The sequence below is a fragment of the uncultured Stenotrophomonas sp. genome, from assembly GCF_963519125.1.
Taxonomy (GTDB): Bacteria; Pseudomonadota; Gammaproteobacteria; order Xanthomonadales; family Xanthomonadaceae; genus Stenotrophomonas.
In genome coordinates, this window is the sequence record NZ_CAUQLJ010000008.1 from 1 (window position 1) to 17,209 (window position 17,209).

The window sequence follows — 17,209 nt, forward strand, 5'->3', positions numbered from 1 at the left end:
GCCTTCAGCACCGGCGGCCGTGGCAGACGCCGCACTGGCCGTGGCCGCCGTGCCTGCCGCTGCCGCCACGGCGCGCCGCAACAGCGCTACCCGTACCCAGCAGGCCGCGCGTGGCGTGGCCAGCCGTGTCGCCGAGCCGGTACGGGCCGTGGCCAGCCAGGCGCCGCTGGCGCCAACCGTTCCGGCGACGTCGGCACGCGCTTTGCCGTTCGGCGATGTCAGCAGCCTGCAGGCCCGCCCGTGGCCGCGTTCGACCCTGGGCGACAGCGGGGCGATCAACGCCAGCTTCCGCACCCAGCAGCCGCCGGCCGCGTTCTATCCGTTCGAACCGCGCCTGCAGGATGACGGCGCCGATTGAGCCGTCCTGCCTGTTTTCCTTCTTCCCCCTGATGATCCCTGACCCGGAGGTTCGAGTCTGATGACCGCCCGTATCCGTACGCATGCCCTGGCCCTGCTGGCCATCACCCTGCCGCTGGTGGCCTGCGCGCAGTCGCCGTCCCCGGCCGCACCTGCCGCCCAGGCCACTGCCGCGCCGCGTGCGCCGGCTGCGCCGCTGGTCAGCGGGCTGCCCGATTTCACGAACCTGGTCGAACAGGTCGGCCCCGGCGTGGTCAACATCGAAACCACCATCGTGCGCAGCAACCGCCAGGCGCGTGGCGCCGCTCCCGGTCCCAGCGACGACGAGATGCCGGAATTTTTCCGCCGCTTCTTCGGCCCGGACTTCCAGATGCCGGGCCAGCCCGGTGGCGGGGATGACCAGGGCCCCAGCATCCGCGGTCGTGGCATGGGCTCGGGCTTCATCATCTCGCCCGACGGCTACGTGCTGACCAACCACCACGTGGTGGCCGACGCTGGTGAGGTGAAGGTCAAGCTGGGCGACCGCCGCGAGTTCACCGCCAAGGTGGTGGGCAGCGACCAGCAGTACGACGTGGCCCTGCTCAAGATTGATGCGAAGAACCTGCCGACCGTGCGCGTGGGCGATTCCAATACGCTCAAGCCGGGCCAGTGGGTTGTCGCGATCGGCTCGCCGTTCGGCCTGGACCACTCGGTCACCGCCGGCGTGGTCAGTGCGGTCGGGCGCAGCACCGGCGGCCAGGACCAGCGCTACGTGCCGTTCATCCAGACCGACGTGGCGATCAACCAGGGCAATTCCGGCGGTCCGCTGCTGAACACCCGGGGTGAAGTGGTCGGCATCAATTCGCAGATCTTCTCCGCCTCTGGCGGCTACATGGGCATCAGCTTCGCGATCCCGATCGACCTGGCCATGGGCGCGGTCGAGCAGATCAAGAAGAACGGCCGGGTCAGCCGCGGCCAGCTGGGCGCGGTGGTCGGTGCCATCACCGGTGACGTGGCGCAGGGCTTCAACCTGCCCGACAGCCGCGGTGCGCTGGTCAACGAGCTGGTTCCGGGCAGCGCTGCGGCCAAGTCCGGGCTGGAAGTCGGTGACGTGATCCGCTCGGTCAACGGTAGTCCCATCAACACCTTCAGCGACCTGCCGCCGCTGATCGGCGCCCAGGCGCCGGGCAGCAAGGTCCGCCTGGGCGTGCTGCGCGACGGCCGCGAGCGCGAAATCACCGCCACCCTGACCGAGCTGGCCGAAGACGCCGAGCGCGGCGCCGCCGCCCCGGCCGCCCCGGATGCGGCGCCGCAGACCGGTGCCAACGCCCTGCTGGGCCTGGACGTGGCCGACCTGACCGCGCCGCAGCGCCAGCAGCTGGGCCTGGACGCCGGCGAAGGCGTGCGCATCACCGGCGTGAAGGGCCAGGCGGCCCGTGACGCCCGCCTGTCCCCGGGCATGGTGGTGCTGCAGGTCGGCCGTACGCCGGTCGGCAACGTGGCCGCGCTGAACAAGGCGCTGGCCGGCTACAAGAAGGGCGATGTGGTGATGCTGCTGGTGCGTGCCAGCGGCAACACCGCCTTCGTGGCGGTCCGCACCGGGGAGTAAGCCCCCGCCACCGCTGCGTTTCCGGGCCCGCTTCGGCGGGCCCGGTCGTTTCCGTGCGATAATCACCCGTTACCCTGACGACGCGCCGCGCCGCCGCCACCTATGTCCTCTGATTCGATGCGGAACATCCGCAACTTCTCCATCATTGCCCATGTCGACCATGGCAAGTCGACGCTGGCCGATCGCATCATCCAGCTTTGCGGCGGCCTGCAGGCCCGCGAAATGGAGGCGCAGGTGCTCGACTCGAACCCGATCGAGCGCGAACGCGGCATCACCATCAAGGCCCAGTCGGTGTCGCTGCCGTACGTGGCCAAAGATGGCCAGACCTACCATCTGAACTTCATCGACACCCCCGGCCACGTCGACTTCTCCTATGAAGTCAGCCGCTCGCTGGCCGCCTGCGAAGGTGCGCTGCTGGTGGTCGATGCGGCCCAGGGCGTGGAAGCGCAGTCGGTGGCCAACTGCTACACCGCCGTGGAGCAGGGCCTGGAAGTGGTGCCGGTGATCAACAAGATCGACCTGCCCACCGCCGACATCGAGCGCGCCAAGGCCGAGATCGAGGCCGTGATCGGCATCGACGCCTCCGACGCCGTGCCGGTCAGCGCCAAGACCGGCCTGAACGTGCAGGACGTGCTGGAAGCGATCGTGCACCGCATTCCGCCACCGGCGCCGCGCGACACCGACAAGCTGCAGGCGCTGATCATCGACTCCTGGTTCGACAACTACCTGGGCGTGGTCTCGCTGGTGCGCGTGATGCAGGGCGAGATCAAGGCCGGTGACAAGCTGCAGGTGATGTCCACCGGCCGCAACCACCAGGTCGACAACGTCGGCGTGTTCACCCCGAAGCGCAAGGTGCTGCCGGCGCTGCGTGCCGGTGAAGTGGGCTGGGTCACCGCCAGCATCAAGGACGTGCACGGTGCGCCGGTCGGCGACACCCTGACCCTTGCCGGCGACCCGGCACCGAAGCCGCTGCCGGGCTTCCAGGAAATGCAGCCGCGCGTGTTCGCCGGCCTGTTCCCGGTCGATGCCGAGGACTATCCGGACCTGCGCGAAGCGCTGGACAAGCTGCGCCTGAACGATGCCGCGCTGCGTTTCGAGCCGGAAAGCTCCGAGGCGATGGGCTTCGGCTTCCGCTGCGGCTTCCTCGGCATGCTGCACATGGAAATCGTGCAGGAGCGCCTGGAGCGCGAATACAACCTGGACCTGATCAGCACCGCGCCGACGGTGGTGTATGAAGTCCTGAAGACCGATGGCTCGATCATCAACATGGACAACCCGGCCAAGCTGCCGCCGGTGAACCAGGTCGAGGAGATCCGCGAGCCGATCATCCGTGCCAACGTGCTCACTCCCGAGGAGTACATCGGCAACATCATCAAGCTGTGCGAAGAAAAGCGCGGCAGCCAGATCGGCATCAACTACCTGGGCAGCCAGGTGCAGATCAGCTACGAGCTGCCGATGGCCGAAGTGGTGCTGGACTTCTTCGACAAGCTGAAGTCGGTCAGCCGTGGCTATGCCTCGCTGGACTACCACTTCGTGCGCTTCGACGCCGGCCCGTTCGTGCGCGTGGATGTGCTGATCAACGGTGACAAGGTCGATGCGCTGTCGCTGATCGTGCACCGCAGCCATGCCGACCGCCGTGGCCGCGAGCTGTGCGAAAAGATGAAGGACCTGATCCCGCGCCAGATGTTCGACGTGGCCATCCAGGCCGCCGTCGGCTCGCAGATCATCGCCCGTACCACGGTCAAGGCCATGCGCAAGAACGTGCTGGCCAAGTGCTATGGTGGCGACGTTTCGCGCAAGAAGAAGCTTCTGGAAAAGCAGAAGGAAGGCAAGAAGCGCATGAAGCAGGTCGGCCGCGTGGAGATTCCGCAGGAAGCCTTCCTCGCCGTGCTGCAGATGGACAAGTAAGGCTCCCGTTCCCAAGGACACTGCATGAAACTGTTTGAGATCCTGCTGGTCGTACTGACCCTGGCGTCGGGCCTGATCCTGCTCGCCGACAAGCTGTACTTCGCAAAGCGCCGCGCGCAGCGGGCTGGCCTGCTCGACAGCGAGCCGGTGCTGGTCGACTACTCCCGGGCGTTCTTCCCGGTGCTGGCGATCGTGCTGATCGTGCGCAGTTTCATTGCAGAGCCGTACAAGATCCCGTCCAGCTCGATGATGCCGAACCTGCTGATCGGCGACTTCATCCTGGTCAACAAGTTCGCCTATGGCCTGCGCCTGCCGCTGAACAATGCCAAGGTGGTGCCGATCGGCGAGCCGGCACGCGGCGACGTGGTGGTGTTCCACTTCCCGGGCCATTCGGACAACGACCCGAACAAGGGCGAGAACTTCATCAAGCGCGTGATCGGCGTGCCGGGTGACGAGATCGCCTTCCAGGGCGACCAGGTGATCCTCAACGGCACCCCCCTGAAGTATGAGAACAAGGGGTTGTATGCTGGGCACCGTGGCCAGGGGGAGGGCGCCTCACTGCTGGTGGAGCACCTGCCGGGCCGCACCCATACCATCCTGGAGACCGATTACCCGCGGGGCGAGGGCCAGTGGACCGTGCCGGCGGGCAAGTACCTGGTGATGGGCGACAACCGCGACAACAGTGACGATGGCCGGTTCTGGGGCCTGCTGCCGGAAGAGAACCTCCGCGGCAAGGCCTTCCTGATCTGGCTGAACTGCTCGGGCTGGTTCTGCAAGGACGGCTTCGAACCGTCCCGGATCGGCACCGGCATCAACTGATCCACTCACACAAGCGCATCTGGGGAGATCGCAATGAAGATGATGAAGACGCAGCGTGGCATGACCCTGACCTCGTTCCTGGTCGTGCTGGCGGTGGTGGGGTTCGCGCTGTACATCGGTATGAAGCTGTTCCCGATGTACTCCGAGTTTTACGCAGTGAAAGCCGCGCTCAAGGGCGTGGCGCAGGAGCCGGGCGTTGCCAACAAGGAGCCGGGCCAGGTGCAGGAGATGTTCTTCCGCCGCCTGTACATCAATTACTCCGACAACGTGAAGCCGTCCAACGTGAAGTTCGAACGGGTCAGCGGTGGTTGGAACATGAAGGTCAACTACGAAGTGCGTCGCCCGATCATCGGCAACCTCGACGTGGTTGGAAAATTCGAAGCACACCAGGAACTGACCCTCAGCGGTGCCGACTAACACTTATCAACGTGGTGACCGCATCGGTCACGTCTTCTCCGATCCGGGCCTGCTGCAGCAGGCCCTGACGCATCGCAGCGCCGGAACTCCCAACAACGAACGGTTGGAGTTCCTTGGCGACAGCATCGTCAACATGATGGTGGCCCATGCTCTGTACCAGCGCTGGCCCAAGGCCGACGAGGGGGCGCTGACCCGGGCCCGCGCCGAGCTGGTGCGTGAGGGTGCGCTGGCGGTCATTGCCCGCACCCTGGAGCTGGGCGATCGCCTGACCCTGGGCCCGGGCGAGATGAAATCCGGTGGCCACCGGCGCGACTCTATCCTGGCCGACGCGCTCGAAGCGGTGGTGGCTGCGATCTACCTGGATGCGGGCTTCCTGGCCTGCCAGGCGGTGGTGCTGCCCTGGTTCGGTCCGTCCATGGAGGCGTTGCCGGCTACCGGCAAGCCTGAAAAAGACCCCAAGACCCGCCTGCAGGAATGGCTGCAGGGCCGACAGAAGGCGCTGCCCCAGTACGAGTTGGTGTCAGAATCGGGCGACGATCATGCCAAGACTTTCCGGGTACGCTGCGGCGTAGCCGACCCCGCTGTCAGCACCGAAGGCGAAGGTGCCTCGCGACGGCTGGCCGAACAACAGGCGGCCGCCGCCGCCCTCGAGCAACTGGATTCCAAGTGAGCGAAGCAACCCCCCATCATTGCGGCAGCGTGGCCGTCATCGGCCGCCCCAACGTCGGCAAGTCGACCCTGACCAACGCCCTGGTTGGCGCCAAGGTCAGCATCGTGTCCAACCGCCCGCAGACCACGCGGCACCGGTTGCTCGGCATTGCCAGTTATCCCGAAGGGCAGCTGGTGCTGGTCGATACCCCCGGCCTGCACCGCGCGCAGAAGCGCGCCATGAACCGGGTGATGAACCGCGCCGCGCGCGGCTCGCTCGAGGGCGTGGACGCCGGCATGCTGGTGATCGAAGCCGGCCGCTGGGACGAAGAAGACACCCTGGCCTTCAACGTGCTGAGCGACGCCGGGATCCCGGTGGTGCTGGTGGTCAACAAGGTCGACCGGCTCAAGGACAAGGGCGCGCTGCTGCCGTTCCTGCAGCAGGTCACCGAAGGTCGCACCTTCGCCGCCGTACACCCGATTTCCGCGCAGAAGCGCAACGGGCTGGAAGCGCTGGTGCGCGACCTGCTCAAGCTGGTGCCTGAAGCGCCGCCGATGTTCGGCGAGGACGAAATCACCGACCGCAGCCAGCGCTTCCTTGCCGGCGAACTGGTCCGCGAGCAGCTGATGCGCCAGTTGGGTGAAGAGCTGCCGTACGCGACCACGGTGGAGATCGAGCGCTTCGTCGAAGACGGCAACCTGCTGCGCATCGGCGCGGTGATCTGGGTCGAGCGCGAAGGCCAGAAGGCGATCGTGATCGGCAAGGCCGGTACCCGCCTGAAGGAGATCGGCGCCAAGTCGCGGCTGCAGATGGAACGCCTGTTCGGCGCCAAGGTCTTCCTCGAGACCTGGGTGCGCGTGCGTGAAGGCTGGTCGGACGACGAAGCCGCGCTGAAGGCGTTCGGCTACGAGTAAACCCGGCAGGGTTGCCTCGCCACGCCCTTGGCCATGCGCATCGATGACGAACCGGCCTTCGTGCTGCATGCCCGCTCCTGGCGGGAGACCAGCCTGCTGGTCGAGGTACTCACCGGGCAGTACGGACGGATCGGGGTGCTGGCACGGGGTGTGAGCAGCCCGCGCAGCCAGGCCCTGCGCGCCGCGCTGCAGCCCCTGCAGTGGATCCGGTTCAGCGCCGTGCAACGGGGCGAACTGGCCCAGCTGCGTGGCGCCGAAGCGCTCGATGCGGCGCCTCGGTTGAGTGGCGACGCCATGCTGGCTGGCTTCTACGTCAATGAACTGGTGATGCGGCTGGCGCCGCGGCAGGACCCGTTGCCCGAGCTGTATGCGTATTACGGCCAGATGCGACAACGGCTCGGTGCCGGGGAGCCCCTGGCGTGGACCCTGCGTCGTTTTGAGCGCGACCTGTTGGAGGCGCTGGGCTTTGGCTTCGACCTGACCCACGGCAGCGACGGCGAGCCGATCGACCCGGCGGCCCGCTATGAGCTGGACCCGCTGGAAGGCCCTCGTCGGCTGCTCAGCGAGCGCGGCACCGATCCCCGGCGCGGCACCGCTACCGGCAGCGCGCTGCTGGCGCTGGGCGAAGATGAAATCCCCGGCGCCGACGACCTGGCCAGCCTGCGCCGCGGAATGCGCGCGGTGTTGCTGCACCACCTCGGCGGGCGCGGCCTCAAGTCCTGGGAAATGCTGGAAGACCTGCGCCGGTAGAGCCACGCCCTGCGTGGCTGCTGTTCGCCTAATGCAACAGCGAATCCACCGCCGCCTTGAACTGGGTGTGCGCGCCATTGGACTCCGGCGCCTGGTGCAGCTGGCGCACCGCGCGGCCCAGGCGGGCGGCGCCGACGAACCCGCAACTTGCCTGCAGCCGGTGCAGTTGGCCCTGCAGGGTGCGTACGTCGTGCTGCTGGACGGCCTGCGCCACCGCATCGCGGACCCCCGGCAGCTCGGCCAGGAACAGTTCGCGCAGGGCGTTCAGGTGGTTGCGTTGCCCGTTCAGGGCGGCCAGCGCAGTGATCTCGTCCCAGTCTTCACGCTCGCCGGCAGCATCGCCGGGAGTCGCCGGGGCGGTGTGCCCCGGGCTGTTCACCAGCGCACGGCGCACCGCCTGCAGCAGCTGCTCGCGACTCAGCGGCTTGACCAGGGTTTCGCTGAACCCGGCATCGCGCAGGCGCGCGTGGATGCTGGTGTCGCCATCGGCCGTGTGGGCCAGCGCCGGGGTCTCGGGATGGGACTGGCGCAGCGCCTGCAGCAGCTCGCTGCCATTGCCGTCGGGCAGGTTCACGTCGATCAGCCAGAGATCGTGCTCGCTGCGGCGCCCGCGCTCCAGCGCGGAAGCCAGCGAATCGGCGGTTTCCACCTGGGCCGGCAGGGTTTCCAGCGCGGCCCGGAAAAAGCCGCGACTGATGGTGTCGTCCTCGACGAGCAGGAATCGGGGCATGGGAACCCTCGGGGTCATCTGCATTGGGGCTGCCTCCATGTCAGCTATGCGCATATTAAACACGATATGCCGCCCTGCAAGCCCTGCAGCCTGAACGCGGCAGGCCACGCCGCGTATCTGCGACAATACGCACCCTTTTTGCCCGCAGCCTGTTGCCACGTGGCCCGATCCCGCTCCCGACTCGACCGTACCCCGTTCCAGACCGACATCCTCGACCTCAGCCATGACGGCCGTGGCGTTGCCCGCCGTGAAGGCGAGGGTGGCAAGGTCACCTTCATTTCCGGCGCCCTGCCGGGCGAGGTGGTACGTGCCGAACCGACCGCCCGCAACCGCCATTTCGATGAAGCGCGCACCGTGGAGGTGCTGCAGGCCTCGCCGCAGCGCGTGACGCCGCGCTGCCCGCATTTCGGCGTCTGCGCCGGCTGCGTGCTGCAGCACCTGGACGAAGGCCAGCAGATCGTGGCCAAGCAGCGCGTGCTGCTGGACAACCTGACCCGGATCGGCCACGTCACTCCCGGCACGGTGTTGCCGGCGCTGGTCGGCGACAGCTGGGGCTACCGCCGCAAGGGCCGCTTCTCGGTGCGCCGGGTGGAAAAGAAGGACAAGACCCTTGTCGGCTTCCGCGAGCAGGACCCGCGCTTCGTGGCCGACCTGACCCAGTGCCTGACCGTCATCCCGGAGATCGGGCTGAAGGTGGCGGCGCTCTCGGCGTTCATCGAGACGTTGGATGGCAAGCGCGACATTCCGCAGGTTGAATTCATCGCCGGTGATGACGCCATCGTCCTGACCATCCGCCACATGCAGCCGCTCAGCGACGCCGACAAGGCGGCCTGGGCCGGTTTCGGCGCCGAGCACGGCTTCGCGATCTTCCTGCAGCCCGGTGGCGTGGAATCGGTGCACCCGCTGCTGCCGGGCGAGGTCCCGCTGTCGTTCCGGCTGGCCCCGTGGAACGTGGAGCTGGCGTTCCGGCCTTTGGATTTCATCCAGGTCAATGCCAAGCTCAACGAAAAGATGATCGCGCTGGCGCTGGAGCTGCTCGACGCAGGTCCGGACGAGCGTGTGCTCGACCTGTTCTGCGGGCTGGGCAACTTCACCCTGCCGCTGGCGCGCACCGTACGCGAAGTGGTCGGCGTGGAAGGCGAGGCCGGCCTGGTCGCGCGGGCGAAGGAAAATGCTGCGCGCAACGGCCTGGACAACGCGCAGTTCTTCGCCGCCGACCTGACCCAGGACCAGCGCCAGACCCCGTGGATGCGCCAGGGCTTCGACAAGCTGCTGCTGGACCCGCCGCGTTCGGGCGCGATCGAAGTGCTGCAGCAGCTGCCGCTCAAGCAGTTCAAGCGCATCGTCTACGTCAGCTGCCACCCGGGTTCGCTGGCCCGCGATGCCGGCTATCTGGTCAACGAACAGGGCTTCACCCTGGTCTCGGCCGGCGCGATGGACATGTTCCCGCACACCGCGCACGTGGAAAGCATCGCCGTGTTCGAGAAGCGCTGAAATGGGCGTCGAGATCGAGCGCAAGTACCTTGTGAGCAGTGACGCCTGGCGGGCCGCCGCGCATGCGGTGATCCCGATGGCGCAGGGCTACCTCAACGACACCGCCTCGATCGACAGCGGTGCCCTGAAGGCCTCGGTGCGCGTACGCATCCAGGGCGACCAGGCGTTCCTGAACATGAAGTCGCGCGAGATCGGCCACACCCGGCAGGAGTTCGACTACCCGATACCGGTCGAGGACGCACGCGCCCTGCTGGCCCTGTGCGTGGGCGGCCTGATCGACAAGCGCCGGCACCTGGTCGACCACGGCGGCCTGCTGTGGGAGGTGGACGAGTTCCTGGGCGACAACGCCGGGCTGGTGGTGGCCGAAGTGGAGCTGGCCTCGGCCGACCAGGCCATCGACCTGCCTGAATGGGTGGGTGAAGAGGTCACCGACCAGGTGCGGTATTACAACCTGGCGCTGGCCTCCCACCCGTACAACCGTTGGTACGAATCCCGGTAGAGCCACGCCCTGCGTGGCTTGCGTACATCATGCGACAATGCCGCAGTGCGCCATCGGCGCCCACGGCCCTGGAGACTGACCCATGCTTTTGATCGGCGTTGCCGGCACTGAACTGACCGCCCAGGAACGCGACTGGCTGCAGCACGATGCCGTGGCCGGGGTGGTGCTGTTCAAGCGCAACTTCGCCTCGCGCCAGCAGGTGACCGATCTGAGCGCGGCGATCCGCGCTGCCGCGCCGCGCCCGCAGCTGATCTGCGTGGATCAGGAAGGCGGCCGCGTGCAGCGTTTCCGCGAGGGCTACAGCGAGCTGCCGCCGCTGCAGGACATCGGCGCGCTGTACGCCACCGATCCGCAGCAGGCGCTGGCGCTGGCCGAGCAGCATGCCTGGCTGATGGCCAGTGAAGTCCGTGCCAGCGGCCTGGATCTCAGCTTCGCGCCAGTGGTCGACCTCGGCCGTGGCAACCGCGCCATTGGCAACCGCGCCTTCAGTGAAGACCCGCAGGTGGTGGCCGCATTCACCGCCGCCTACGTGCGTGGCATGCATGCGGTTGGCATGGCCGCCACGCTCAAGCATTTCCCCGGCCACGGCACCGTGCTGGAAGATACCCACGTCGATACCGCGATCGATCCGCGCGCGCTGGACGAGCTGCGCGCGCAGGACCTGGTCCCGTTCCAGGCCGGCATCGCCGCCGGTGCCGACGCGGTGATGATGGCGCACGTGATCTACCCGCAGATTGCGCCTGAACCGGCCGGCTACTCGCCGCGCTGGATCCAGGACATCCTGCGCGGCGAGCTCGGCTTCCGCGGCGTGGTGTTCTCCGATGACATCGGCATGGCCGCCTCGCACAGCGCCGGCGGTGTGCCCGCGCGCGTGCACGCGCATCTGGATGCCGGCTGCGACGTGGTGCTGGTCTGCCACCCGGAACTGGTCGATGAAGCCCTGCACGCGGTGCAGGGACGCTCCCTCAATACTGCTGCGCTGCTGGGCCTGATCGGCCGCGGCGCGCTTGGCTGGGATGGCCTGCTGGCCGATGCCCGCCATGGCGACACCCAATCCCGTCTGCTTGAAACCCTTGGAAGAACCGTCTGATGCCCAACCTCACCATTTCCCAGGCCCTGGCCCAGGCTGACCTGCTGGTCGACCGCCCCACCATCGACAAGGCCATCGCTGGTATCGCCGACGCCATCGCGCGCGATTACAAGGGCGAGGTGCCGCTGTTCCTGTCCATCATGCACGGTGCGCTGCCGTTCGCCGGCCAGCTGGCGCTGGAACTGGGCGCGCGCGGCCAGGACGTGCAGTTCGATTACCTGCACGCCACCCGTTACCGCGGTGAAACCACCGGCGGCGACCTGGTCTGGAAGCACAAGCCGGCCACCTCGCTGTTCGGCCGCCGCGTGCTGCTGGTCGACGACATCCTGGACGAGGGCTTCACCCTGCAGGGTGTGCGCACCTGGTGCCTGGAGCAGGGCGCCACCGACGTGCGCATCGCCGCGCTGACGGTGAAGAAGCACGACCGCGCGCTGCCCGACGTCAAGGCCGACTACGCCGGCATTGAGCTGCCCGACCGCTACGTGTTCGGTTTCGGCATGGACGTCAACGAAGGCCTGCGCGGCGTGCCGGCCATCTACGCGATGAAGGAATAAGCAGCGCCCATGGAACCTATCGCCCTGGCCGTGATCGGCGGCACCGGTGTGTACAAGCTGGCCCAGCTCGATGATGTGAGCAGCCACGCGGTGGAAACCCGCTACGGCACCCCGTCTGGCCCGATCCGGGTCGGCACGCTGCTCGGCCAGCGCGTGGCGTTTCTGGCCCGCCATGGCGAGGGTCATTCGTTGCCCCCGCACAAGATCAACTATCGCGCCAATCTTGCTGCGTTGCAGCAGATCGGCGCCACGCGCGTGCTCGCCCTCAACACCGTGGGCGGAATCACCGAACACTTCGGTCCGCGCGTGCTGGCCTGCCCGGACCAGCTGATCGATTACACCTGGGGCCGCATCTCCACGCTCAGCGAAGAGCCTGGCAGCGAGGTGCTGCATGTCGATTTTGGCCACCCGTATACGCCGCTCCTGCGCAGCAAGGTGCTCGCGGCCGCCAAGGTCACGGGCGTGCGCCTGCAGGACGGTGGCTGCTATGGCGCCACCCAGGGGCCGCGGCTGGAAACCAATGCGGAAATCGCGCGGATGCGCCGCGATGGATGCGACCTGGTCGGAATGACCGGCATGCCCGAAGCGGGCCTCGCGCGGGAACTGGGGCTGGACTACGCCTGTCTGGCGATCGTGGCCAACTGGGCCGCCGGCTGCGGCGATGGCGACGAGATCACGATGGCCGAAGTTCTGGCCAATGTTGACGCGGCTTCTGCCGGATTGCCGGAACTGATTGGCGAAATGGCACGCGGGTGATTGTCATTGCATGACAAGCTTTGCATACTCCGCCAGTGCGCTGGTTGAGCGTACACCACCCATTCATTGAAGAAGGTCTCGCATTACCATGCCGAACGGTACCGTCAAGTGGTTCAACGACGCCAAGGGATTTGGCTTTATCTCGCCGGAGGACGGCAGCGCCGACGTCTTCGCGCACTTCTCCGCCATTGAATCCAAGGGCTTCCGCAGCCTGCAGGAAGGACAGCGCGTCACGTATGAAGTGACCAACGGCCCGAAGGGCGCGCAGGCTTCCGCCATCAAGCCGGCCGAGTAAGTTACTCGCCGCGCTTCGAAAACCCCGCTTCGGCGGGGTTTTTTTTAACGCCAGACAGGACGTCAGATGAAAAAACGAAGTATCGCCGTGGTCGGCTACGGCACCGCCGGGCAGGCACTTTCGATCCTTCTTTCACGCGATCATCACGATGTGCACGTGTTCGAGCGCGCCACCACGCCCGGCCCGGTGGGCGCGGGTTTCCTGCTGCAGCCCAGTGGACTGGACGTGCTGTGGCAGATGGACCTGCTGCCGCAGGTGCTGCAGCACGGCGCAGCGGTGCGCCGGCTGTATGGCGAGACCCCCTGCGGCCGTGCAGTGATGGACATGCGTTACGCGGCGCTGCATCCGCACCTGCACGGCATCGGTCTGCAGCGTGGCGCGCTGTTTTCGTTGCTGGCGCAGGCCTGGGACCACCCCGGCAACCTGCAGGCCGACACCGCGATCGTCGAGGTCGACACTGCCGGCGGACGCATCCGCGACGCGCGCGGGCACTGGCACGGGCCGTACGACCTGGTGATCGCCGCCGACGGCGCGTCGTCGTCGCTGCGCGCGCAGGTGCAGGGCACGCGGCTGGATCGGGAATACCCATGGGGCGCGCTGTGGTGCCTGTTGCCCAGCGGCGACTGGCCGCACGCCGACGAGCTGCGCCAACGCTATGTCGCCGCCCGCAAGATGATCGGGCTGCTGCCGGTCGGCACCCGTCCCGACGATGCGCAACCGCGGCTCAGTTTCTTCTGGAGCCTGCCGCGCACGCAGTTCGAGCAATGGGAACGCGACGGCATGGCACGCTGGCTGGACGAGATCGCCGCACTGTGGCCGCAGGCGCACCAGCGGCTGCAGGGTGTCAGCGACTGCGCGCAGCTTGCCCGCGCCGGCTATCGCGATGCGGTGATGACGCGTTGGCACCGCGAACGACTGGTGCTTGCTGGCGATTCGGCGCATGCGATGAGCCCGCAGCTGGGGCAGGGCGTCAACATGGCGCTGATGGACGCACTGGCACTGCGCGATGCGTTGCGCGCGCATGCCAGCGCCGATGCCGCGTTGCAGGCCTACCAGGCCCAGCGCAGCGCACACGTGGCGATCTATCAGTTCTGGAGCCGCTGGCTGACGCCGTTGTTCCAGTCCGAGCGCGATCGGCTCGCGCAGGCACGCGATGTGATGTTCAAACCGATGGGCGCGCTTCCGGGTGGTCGCGGCCACATGCTGCGCGTGCTCAGCGGGACCCAGCGCGGCTGGTGGGGAAAGCTCGGACTGTCGCCGGGTTTCGTCGAGGCCATGGCGGCGCGTTGACTGTCACGTCTGCGCGGGCAGGGCGATCGCTGCGTCCTCCACGCATGCCACCAGCTGCTCGCCGGCATGCAGCACCGGAGCGATGCCTGCGGTGAATCGCGAATAGGCAGGCAATACGGTCAGGCGTTCGCGCAACCAGAACGCGGGCCAGCGGCGCTGCATGCCCGGCAGCCTGGCCAGGGGATGCAGGTGGCCGCACAGTACGTGCAGGGTCGGGTGCGGCTGCGGATCATGGCGCAGCAGAAACGGGCCTTCCTGCACGCGTTCGCCGGGCAGGGCGATGCCGAGGTCGGCCTTGGGCAGCACACGGTCGTGGTTGCCCGCCACAGCGCCGATCTCCAGCGACGCATGCTGCTCGCGCCAGCCCTGCCACTGCCGGTACCACGCCGCACGATGCGCCGCGCCGTGCAGTACATCGCCCAGGATCCACAGCGTTCGTACCGGTCGCTGTTCGACCAGGCGCGTCAACCGCGCAAGGTCATCGCCGGTGCCGCCGGTGGGCAGCCCGATCCCGGCGCGCCGGAACAGGTCGGCCTTGCCCAGGTGCAGGTCGGCGATAAGCAGCGCTTCGCGCGCCGGCCAGTACAGCGCACGGTCGCCGAGCAGGTGCATCGTTTCGCCGGCAAGGGTCAGCACGCACTCATTCGGCATGGCGCTTCTCCAGCTGGCCGACCGCGCGCAGCACGCGGGTCTTCCAGTCTTCATTACTGAGCTGGCCGCGCAGGCGCTCGGCCCACAGCGGGAACGACAGTGGCCCCAACGTGGCCGGCTGCTGGACGCACAGCGTACGCCCCTGGCAGCGCTGCAGCGTGGCGGCCAGGCTGGCCAGGTCGAGCTGGCCATGCAGCACTTCGCGTTCGGCCAGGCCCAGCAGGATGTGGTCCGGGTCGTGCTGGCGCAGTACGTCATAGAGCAGGCCGGCTGAAGCCTGCAGCTGGCGCAGGCTGCGCGGCGTGCGCCCCGGCAGTGCCGGGATCAACAGGCCGGACACGCGTGCGATGTCGCGGAACTGGCGGCGCGCCAGTTCGCCCAGGTTGAGGCTGTCGCGCAGGTCCTCGAACAGGCCATCGGGGTCCAGCAGTGCAGCGATGCGTTCGGCATCGACCTCGACCGCGCGCGCCGGGGCCAGAACGAACCCGTAGTCGTTGGCCGCGTAGCCGAAGGTATTGGCCTGCAGCCGGGTCCAGCGCAACGCCATCAGCGCAGCGATGCCTTCGTTGACCTGGCGTCCGGCGAACGGATACACGAACAGGAACTGTCCTTCCCGCCGCCGCACGCTTTCCACCAGCAGCAACGAAGGACCGGGCAACGCCGATACGCGCGCCTGCAGGCGCAGCAGTGGTTCCAGCCAGCGCATTTCCGGGCTGTCGGCGGCGCTGCCCAGCACCGCTTCCATCTCCTGGCCGAGTGCGTCGGACAGCGGCAGGCGGCCGCCCTGCCAACGCGGCACCACGCCGTCACCACCGCGCGCCAGTTTCACGTACGCGGTCAGGTTTTCCAGCCGCACCAGTTCCAGCAGGCGGCCGGCGAACTGGAAGCGATCGCCGGGTCGCAGCCGGCCGACGAACTGTTCTTCCACCGTGCCCAGCCGGCCACCGCGCAGGAACTGCACCACCGCGCTGCCATCGCTGGTGATGGTGCCGATCGACAGCCGGTGGCGCAGCGCCACGCGGCGATCGTGCACGCGGTAGATGCCGTCGTCATCGCGCACGACCTTGTGGAAGTCCGGGTACTGCGCAAGCGCCTGTCCGCCCTGCACGATGAAGTCGAGTACGCCCTGCCAATGGGCGGCATCCAGCGATGCGAAGGCGTGCGTGCGCCGAACCTGTTCGAGCAATGCATCCGGTTCGAAACCGCCACCGAGCGCACAGCTCACGCAATGCTGGGCCAGCACATCCAGCGACAGCTGCAGCGGACGCCGCGCTTCGATCACGCCGTCGGCCAGCGCGTGCCGCGCCGCTGCATACTCGACCAGCTCCAGTGCGTGCGACGGTACGCAGACAATATGACCCGATTCGCCGGGTCGATGCCGGGCGCGTCCGGCGCGCTGCACCAGGCGCGCGATACCCTTCGGGCTGCCGATCTGCAGCACCTGGTCCACGGCCGGGAAATCCACGCCCAAGTCCAGGCTGGAGGTGGTCACCACACAGCGCAATGCACCATCACGCAGGCCCTGTTCGACGATGCGGCGTTGCGCGGGATCCAGCGAGCCATGGTGCAGCGCGAGCGTGGCCGGATCTTCGGGCCACACTGCGGCCAGCGCCTGGTGCCACAGTTCGGCCTGCGCACGCGTGTTGGTGAACACCAGGCTGGTGCGCACCGCGAACAGTTTCTGCTGCACGCGCTGCAGCTGCGACAGGCCCAGGTGCCCGGCCCAGGGGAAGCGTTCGCCCTGTGCCGGCAACAACGTTTCCACCGCCACCGGGCGCGGCCGCACGCCGGATACCAGCGGTGCATCGGGCAGGTCGGGCAACAGCACCTGGCGGGCCTCGTCCAGGTTGCCCAGCGTGGCGGACAGTCCCCACAGCTGCAGCGCCGGCAATGCATCGCGCAGCCGGCGCAGGTTCAACTGCAGCAGCACACCGCGTTTGTTGCCCAGCAGTTCGTGCCATTCGTCCACCACCACGCAGCGCAGCTGGCGCAGGCGGTCCATCGTGTCCGGGTAGCTCAGCAGCAATGCCAGCGACTCAGGCGTGGTCACCAGCACATCCACCCGGCCTTCGCGGGCCAGTCGTTTGTCGCGCGCGCTGGCGTCGCCGGTGCGCAGCCCGACCTGCCAATCCAGCCCCAGGCCTGCAATCGGTTCGCGCAGGGCACGCGCGGTGTCGCTGGCCAGCGCGCGCAGCGGGGTGATCCACAGCACCTGAAGTGCCGGCACGGTCTTGCCGCCACGCCCGGATTTCGCGCGCGGTATCGGGTCGGCCAGGGCCTGCAGCAGCGGACCACCGAACATGGCCAGCGTCTTGCCGCTGCCGGTGGGCGTATGCAGCAGTCCGGACTCACCGGCCAGGTAATGCCGCCACATCGTCTTCTGGAACGGCAGGGGCGCCCAGCCGCGACTGGCAAACCACGCGGTCAGCCGCGCCATCGCCGCGCGTC

Annotated in this window: 17 protein-coding genes and 1 pseudogene; 15 read left to right on the plus strand and 3 right to left on the minus strand. The window is 67.8% G+C overall.

Translation table 11 applies throughout. From position 1 onward, the window contains the following. From RYM47_RS08285 to recO, 8 genes and pseudogenes are all read left to right on the plus strand, one after another. Window positions 1-358, plus strand: a pseudogene (locus tag RYM47_RS08285) (anti-sigma factor); the annotation flags it as partial. 60 nt (window positions 359-418) lie between these two features. Next, window positions 419-1,945 carry a DegQ family serine endoprotease gene (locus RYM47_RS08290; RefSeq protein WP_315387123.1) on the plus strand — a complete coding sequence of 509 codons (1,527 nt, stop codon included), beginning with the start codon at window positions 419-421 and terminating at the stop codon, window positions 1,943-1,945. A gap of 117 nt (window positions 1,946-2,062) precedes the next feature. Then, window positions 2,063-3,853, plus strand: a complete 1,791-nt coding sequence (lepA, locus tag RYM47_RS08295; RefSeq protein ID WP_315387374.1) for a translation elongation factor 4 — start codon at window positions 2,063-2,065, stop codon at window positions 3,851-3,853. Between the two features lie 24 nt (window positions 3,854-3,877). Next, window positions 3,878-4,672, plus strand: coding sequence for a signal peptidase I (lepB, locus tag RYM47_RS08300; protein WP_070207850.1), 795 nt, complete (start codon window positions 3,878-3,880; stop codon window positions 4,670-4,672). Between the two features lie 39 nt (window positions 4,673-4,711). After that, window positions 4,712-5,089: a DUF4845 domain-containing protein gene (locus RYM47_RS08305; RefSeq protein WP_315387375.1), complete on the plus strand. Its 378-nt coding sequence runs from the start codon at window positions 4,712-4,714 to the stop codon at window positions 5,087-5,089. After that, the gene (gene rnc / locus RYM47_RS08310; protein ID WP_315387126.1) at window positions 5,079-5,759 is read left to right on the plus strand and encodes a ribonuclease III; all 681 of its coding nucleotides are present in this window, start codon (window positions 5,079-5,081) and stop codon (window positions 5,757-5,759) included. Before RYM47_RS08305 ends, rnc begins: the two co-directional genes overlap by 11 nt. Beyond that, window positions 5,756-6,652: a GTPase Era gene (gene era, locus RYM47_RS08315; RefSeq protein WP_315387128.1), complete on the plus strand. Its 897-nt coding sequence runs from the start codon at window positions 5,756-5,758 to the stop codon at window positions 6,650-6,652. Before rnc ends, era begins: the two co-directional genes overlap by 4 nt. Window positions 6,653-6,685: 33 nt before the next feature. Continuing rightward, window positions 6,686-7,402 carry a DNA repair protein RecO gene (gene recO / locus RYM47_RS08320; protein WP_315387130.1) on the plus strand — a complete coding sequence of 239 codons (717 nt, stop codon included), beginning with the start codon at window positions 6,686-6,688 and terminating at the stop codon, window positions 7,400-7,402. Between the two features lie 28 nt (window positions 7,403-7,430). Here the strand turns inward: recO and RYM47_RS08325 are convergent, their stop codons facing one another. After that, a complete protein-coding gene (locus RYM47_RS08325) occupies window positions 7,431-8,156 on the minus strand; it encodes a response regulator (protein WP_315387132.1) in 726 nt (241 codons plus the stop codon). A 135-nt stretch (window positions 8,157-8,291) separates the two neighbouring features. On the opposite strand from RYM47_RS08325, the gene rlmD reads away from it, so the two are divergent. The 7 genes from rlmD (at window position 8,292) to RYM47_RS08360 (ending at window position 14,110) form a co-directional block, all read left to right on the plus strand. Further along, complete coding sequence (gene rlmD, locus RYM47_RS08330; protein ID WP_315387134.1) at window positions 8,292-9,626, plus strand: 23S rRNA (uracil(1939)-C(5))-methyltransferase RlmD; 1,335 nt, start codon at window positions 8,292-8,294, stop codon at window positions 9,624-9,626. A 1-nt stretch (window position 9,627) separates the two neighbouring features. Then, window positions 9,628-10,125: a CYTH domain-containing protein gene (locus RYM47_RS08335; protein WP_315387135.1), complete on the plus strand. Its 498-nt coding sequence runs from the start codon at window positions 9,628-9,630 to the stop codon at window positions 10,123-10,125. Window positions 10,126-10,207: 82 nt separating this feature from the next. After that, a complete protein-coding gene (nagZ, locus tag RYM47_RS08340) occupies window positions 10,208-11,215 on the plus strand; it encodes a beta-N-acetylhexosaminidase (protein WP_049436449.1) in 1,008 nt (335 codons plus the stop codon). Continuing rightward, a complete protein-coding gene (locus RYM47_RS08345) occupies window positions 11,215-11,769 on the plus strand; it encodes a hypoxanthine-guanine phosphoribosyltransferase (RefSeq protein WP_315387139.1) in 555 nt (184 codons plus the stop codon). The genes nagZ and RYM47_RS08345 overlap by 1 nt, the downstream gene beginning before the upstream one ends. Before the next feature lie 9 nt (window positions 11,770-11,778). Beyond that, a complete protein-coding gene (locus RYM47_RS08350; protein WP_315387140.1) occupies window positions 11,779-12,525 on the plus strand; it encodes an S-methyl-5'-thioinosine phosphorylase in 747 nt (248 codons plus the stop codon). Window positions 12,526-12,613: 88 nt separating this feature from the next. After that, window positions 12,614-12,820 carry a cold-shock protein gene (locus RYM47_RS08355; RefSeq protein WP_315387141.1) on the plus strand — a complete coding sequence of 69 codons (207 nt, stop codon included), beginning with the start codon at window positions 12,614-12,616 and terminating at the stop codon, window positions 12,818-12,820. Window positions 12,821-12,886: 66 nt separating this feature from the next. After that, window positions 12,887-14,110, plus strand: a complete 1,224-nt coding sequence (locus tag RYM47_RS08360) for an NAD(P)/FAD-dependent oxidoreductase (RefSeq protein WP_315387142.1) — start codon at window positions 12,887-12,889, stop codon at window positions 14,108-14,110. Between the two features lie 3 nt (window positions 14,111-14,113). On the opposite strand, the gene pdeM is transcribed toward RYM47_RS08360, so the two are convergent. Together pdeM and RYM47_RS08370 are read right to left on the minus strand one after the other, a co-directional pair. Next, window positions 14,114-14,761 carry a ligase-associated DNA damage response endonuclease PdeM gene (gene pdeM / locus RYM47_RS08365; protein ID WP_315387143.1) on the minus strand — a complete coding sequence of 216 codons (648 nt, stop codon included), beginning with the start codon at window positions 14,759-14,761 and terminating at the stop codon, window positions 14,114-14,116. After that, window positions 14,751-17,198: a ligase-associated DNA damage response DEXH box helicase gene (locus RYM47_RS08370; protein WP_315387377.1), complete on the minus strand. Its 2,448-nt coding sequence runs from the start codon at window positions 17,196-17,198 to the stop codon at window positions 14,751-14,753. Before RYM47_RS08370 ends, pdeM begins: the two co-directional genes overlap by 11 nt. Window positions 17,199-17,209: the final 11 nt, after the last annotated feature.